Genomic DNA, 5,178 nt, shown 5'->3' on the forward strand with positions numbered 1-5,178 from the left:
ATGACTCGGGGGCATCCTCGTGCCCGGACCGCGCGCATGAGCGCTGGGTCCCGCGGGCCGCGAGGTGCGGTTCCGGAAGAGCTCGGGCGATTAGTGCGGCTCGGCTGAGGACGTCGCCGCCCTTGCACCTGCCGTCTATCGACCAGGTAGTCTACCTGGGCCCTTACCGGAAGGAGAACTAATCCCTGGAACGGCTTCCCGCTTAGATGCCTTCAGCGGTTATCCGCGCCGCACGCGGCTACCCGGCCGTGCCGTTGGTCGACAACCGGTTCACCGGAGGTGCGTCCACCCCGGTCCTCTCGTACTGGGGGCAGCCTCCATCGATTCTCCTGCGCCCACGGAGGATAGGGACCGAACTGTCTCACGACGTTCTGAACCCAGCTCGCGTACCGCTTTAAACGGCGAACAGCCGTACCCTTGGGACCTGCTCCAGCCCCAGGATGCGATGAGCCGACATCGAGGTGCCAAACCTTGCCGTCGATGTGGACTCTTGGGCAAGATCAGCCTGTTATCCCCGGAGTACCTTTTATCCGTTGAGCGACGGCCCACCCACTCGGGGCCGCCGGATCACTAGAGCCTGCTTTCGCACCTGCTCGGCTTGTGGGCCTCGCAGTCAAGCCCGCTTGTACTCTTGCATTCAAAAGGACGGTTGCCGACCGTCCCGAGCGGACCTTCGCGCGCCTCCGTTACCCTTTAGGAGGCGACCGCCCCAGTCAAACTGCCCGCCTGGCACGGTCCCCGAGCCGGTTGACGGCCTCGGGTTAGGACGCCGGTCGCGCGAGGGCAGTATTCCAAGGGCGGCTCCCCGGGGGCTGGCGCCTCCGGATCGATGCCTCCTGCCTATCCTCTACACGCGGGACCAGCGGCCAATGCCAAGCTGCAGTGAAGGTTCACGGGGTCTTTCCGTCCTTCCGCGGGTAAGTCGCATCTTCACGACCAGTGCAATTTCACCGGGTCCATGGTCGAGACAGCGCCCAAGTCGTTGCGCCTTTCGTGCAGGTCGGAACTTACCCGACAAGGAATTTCGCTACCTTAGGACCGTTATAGTTACGGCCGCCGTTTACCGGGGCTTGGCTTCGGGGCTTCGCGCGATGCGCTAACTCCTCCGCGTGACCTTCCGGCACCGGGCAGGCGTCAGACCCTATACGTCGCCTTGCGGCTTCTGCAGAGTCCTGTGTTTTTGGTAAACAGTCGCTTGGGCCTCTCCACTGCGGCCCGCCTCCGCTCCCCGGGCGAGCCGGTTCACGTACGCGCGGGCACCCCTTCTCCCGAAGTTACGGGGCCATTGTGCCGAGTTCCTTGACCATGGTTGACCCGATCGCCTCGGTATGTTCTACCCACCCACCTGTGTCGGTTTGCGGTACGGGCGCGCACGCGCCTGCCTAGGGGTTTTTCTAGGGACCTCGGGCTCACTCGCTTCGCTCAGTCGCTTCGTCCGGAGCCTCGCCCTTCTGCGGACCGGATTTCCCTGGTCCGCGGGCCGCGCTCCATCACGGGGACGTCCAGAACCCCGCCGAGCCACCCCCATCCGTCGCCCCGTCGGTCGTAGCGCCGCGTGCGCGGTGCAGGAATGTCTGCCTGCTGCGCGTCGGCTACGCCTCCCGGCCTCGCCTTAGCCCCCGACTGACCCTGGGAGGATTAGCCTTGCCCAGGAAACCTCGGGTTCACGGCGGACGAGTTACTCTCTCGTCTCTCGCTACTCATGCCAGCATTCTCACTCCCATGCGCTCCACCGTCGGTCGCCCTCCGGCTTCTCCGCCCATGGGAAGCTCCCCTACCGATTCTACTTAGGTAAAATCCCGCCGCTTCGGTGTCCAGCTTAGCCCCGTGTATTGTCGGCGCATGTCCACTCGACCAGTGAGCTGTTACGCACTCTTTGAATGCATGGCTGCTTCTAAGCCAACATCCTGGTTGTCTGGGCGGACGCACATCCTTTGCCACTCGGCTGGAACTTGGGGACCTTAGCGGGCGGTCCGGGCTGTTTCCCTCTCGAGCACACAGCTTAGCCCACATGCTCTGACTGCCGCGCTCTGGGCCGCCGGCATTCGGAGTTCGGTTGGATTCGGTAGGCGGCGAAGCCCCCTCGTCCATCCGGTGCTCTACCTCCGGCGGTGAACGCGCGACGCTAGCCCTAAAGCTATTTCGGGGAGAACGAGATATCTCCGGGTTTGATTGGCCTTTCACCCCTATCCGCAGGTCATCGCCGCCGTTTTCAACCGACGTGCGTTCGGCCCTCCACGGGGTCTTACCCCCGCTTCAGCCTGCCCACGGATAGCTCACCCGGCTTCGCGTCCGCGGCGCGGGACTCAAGTCGCCCTGTTAAGGCTCGCTTTCGCTCCGGCTCCCTTTCGGTTAACCTCGCCCCGCGCCAGCGACTCGCTGGCTCATTCTACAAAAGGCACGCCGTCACACCACAAGGGTGCTCCGACTGCTCGTGGGCGCACGGTTTCAGGTACTGTTTCACTCCCCTCCCGGGGTGCTTTTCACCTTTCCCTCACGGTACTGGTGCGCTATCGGTCACAGGGTAGTACTCAGGCTTGGATGGTGGTCCACCCAGGTTCGGACCGGGTTTCACGTGCCCGGCCCTACTCAGGGACCGCGTCGCGCCGTCCGGTCTGGGTTCGCGTACGGGGCTGTCACCCGCTGCGGCCGGCCCTCCCATGCCGTTCCGCTCCCCAGCCGGACCTGCGCCCGGGGGCGGCAGCCCCCGGATGCGCGGCCCTGCAACCCCGTCGGCGGAACCCCTGCCGGGTATGCCCGCTCGACGGTTTGGCCATCGGTCCCCTTTCGCTCGCCGCTACTCGGGGAGTCTCGAGATTGATTTCCTCTCCTCCGGGTACTTAGATGTTTCAGTTCCCCGGGTTGTCCTCCCCCCGCCTATGCGTTCAGCGGGGGGATATCCACACTGCTGTGGATGGGTTCGCCCATTCGGAGACCCCCGGGTCGAAGGATGTGTGCTCCTCGCCGGGGATTATCGCAGCTTGCCGCGTCCTTCATCGGCTCCCTGTGCCAAGGCATCCGCCGTGCGCCCGTGGTATCTTGCGGGACCGCATCGGGCCCGCGGGATATCCACGTGTCGCTAAAATTAATTAATCGATATCATGAATAGCGCTCGTATGTCGCAATTCGGGTATCTCATACCGCGGCACAGTCTTCACTGTGCTCGCGATCAGATGCTCCTCACTCATTAATAAGTGAATTCTTCTTGTTTGGATCGGATGAATGATTGCTATCATTCTGTCTGATAAATCGCAGAAAAGAATCGAGTCTGGAAGAATGATCTTCCATCTCTCTCCTATCGCTATGCGGCTCTCAAGGTACGCGGGTGCGACCCCGGGGACCGGGTGCTGCGGGGAATCATCCGTGGCGGGACATCTACCGGACGGGCTCCTGCCCTCTATTCGAGTTAAGTTGATCTCTCTAGAAGATTTATCTCCCTAGAAAGGAGGTGATCCAGCCGCACCTTCCGGTACGGCTACCTTGTTACGACTTCACCCCCCTCACCCTCCACACCTTCGGCGCCTCCCCCCTTGACGGTTGGGCCGGCGACTTCGGGTGCAGACGACTCGGGTGGTGTGACGGGCGGTGTGTACAAGGCCCGGGAACGCATTCACCGCGGCATGCTGATCCGCGATTACTAGCAACTCCGACTTCATGGGGGCGGGTTGCAGCCCCCAATCCGAACTGGGGCCGGCTTTCCGGGATCCGCTCCCCCTCGCGGGGTGGCATCCCTCTGTACCGGCCATTGTAGCACGTGTGCAGCCCAGGGCATAAGGGGCATGATGACTTGACGTCGTCCCCGCCCTCCTCCGCCTTGACGGCGGCGGTCCCGCGTGGGTTCCCGGCATCACCCGATGGCAACACGCGGCGGGGGTTGCGCTCGTTGCGGGACTTAACCCAACATCTCACGACACGAGCTGACGACAGCCATGCACCACCTGTATGGGCTCCTCTCGGCCACGGGGTCTCCCCCGCTTCACCCATATGTCAAGCCCTGGTAAGGTTCTTCGCGTTGCTTCGAATTAAGCCACATGCTCCGCTGCTTGTGCGGGCCCCCGTCAATTCCTTTGAGTTTTAGCCTTGCGGCCGTACTCCCCAGGCGGGACGCTTAATGCGTTGGCTGCGGCACGGGGGGATCGTCCCCCCACACCTAGCGTCCATCGTTTACGGCTGGGACTACCAGGGTATCTAATCCTGTTCGCTCCCCCAGCTTTCGCGCCTCAGCGTCGGTCTCGGCCCAGAGGGCCGCCTTCGCCACCGGTGTTCCACCCGATATCTGCGCATTCCACCGCTACACCGGGTGTTCCACCCTCCCCTACCGGACCCAAGCCGCGGAGGTTCCGGGGGCTTCGGGGGGTTGAGCCCCCCGCTTCGACCCCCGGCCTGCCGGGCCGCCTACGCGCGCTTTACGCCCAATGAATCCGGATAACGCTCGCCCCCTACGTATTACCGCGGCTGCTGGCACGTAGTTAGCCGGGGCTTCTTCTGCAGGTACAGTCTTGACTCTTCCCTGCTGAAAGCGGTTTACGACCCGAAGGCCTCCGTCCCGCACGCGGCGTCGCTGCGTCAGGGTTCCCCCCATTGCGCAAGATTCCCCACTGCTGCCTCCCGTAGGAGTCTGGGCCGTGTCTCAGTCCCAATCTGGCCGGTCGGTCTCTCAACCCGGCTACCCGTTGTCGGCACGGTGGGCCGTCACCCCGCCGTCTACCTGATGGGCCGCGGAGCCATCCCCTCCCGTCGGGGCTTTAGCCCGGGCGCCATGCGGCGCCCGGGGGTATCCGGTATTACCCGTCCTTTCGGGCGGCTATCCCGGGGGAGGGGGCAGGTTCTCCACGTGTTACTCAGCCGTTCGCCACTCGCTTCCACCCGGAGGTGGGTGCCGTTCGACTTGCATGTGTTAGGCGCGCCGCCAGCGTTCATCCTGAGCCAGGATCGAACTCTCCGTCCAAAATGTATGGGCTTCGAGCCCGTCCGGTCCTCTCAGTCATTCGCTGATCGGTTCCGTTCGATTCATATGGTTCTAGTATAGGAAAAGGAATTTCTCGGGGCCGCCTCTCGGCGGCCTTGCGAAAAACAAATCCAAGTTAGACCATTTCAAATGGTTCGATGTCTGCCCGGATGCGACACATCTGGTGTGTCCATCCTCGCAGTATCCGGTTCTCAAGGTGCACGCCCCGC

2 rRNA genes are annotated in these 5,178 nt (G+C 63.3%); both read right to left on the bottom strand.

Going from position 1 to position 5,178, the window contains the following annotated elements:
• Positions 1-70 precede the first annotated feature (70 nt).
• Positions 71-3,045: ribosomal RNA gene (locus tag ACEG18_RS09655) — 23S ribosomal RNA — on the bottom strand.
• Positions 3,046-3,441: 396 nt separating this feature from the next.
• Positions 3,442-4,948 (bottom strand): 16S ribosomal RNA (locus tag ACEG18_RS09660).
• Together the 16S and 23S rRNA genes form the textbook arrangement of a ribosomal RNA operon.
• Between the last annotated feature and the right edge of the window lie 230 nt (positions 4,949-5,178).

The sequence above is a fragment of the Collinsella aerofaciens genome, from assembly GCF_041537385.1.
Classification (GTDB): domain Bacteria; phylum Actinomycetota; class Coriobacteriia; order Coriobacteriales; family Coriobacteriaceae; genus Collinsella; species Collinsella aerofaciens_BV.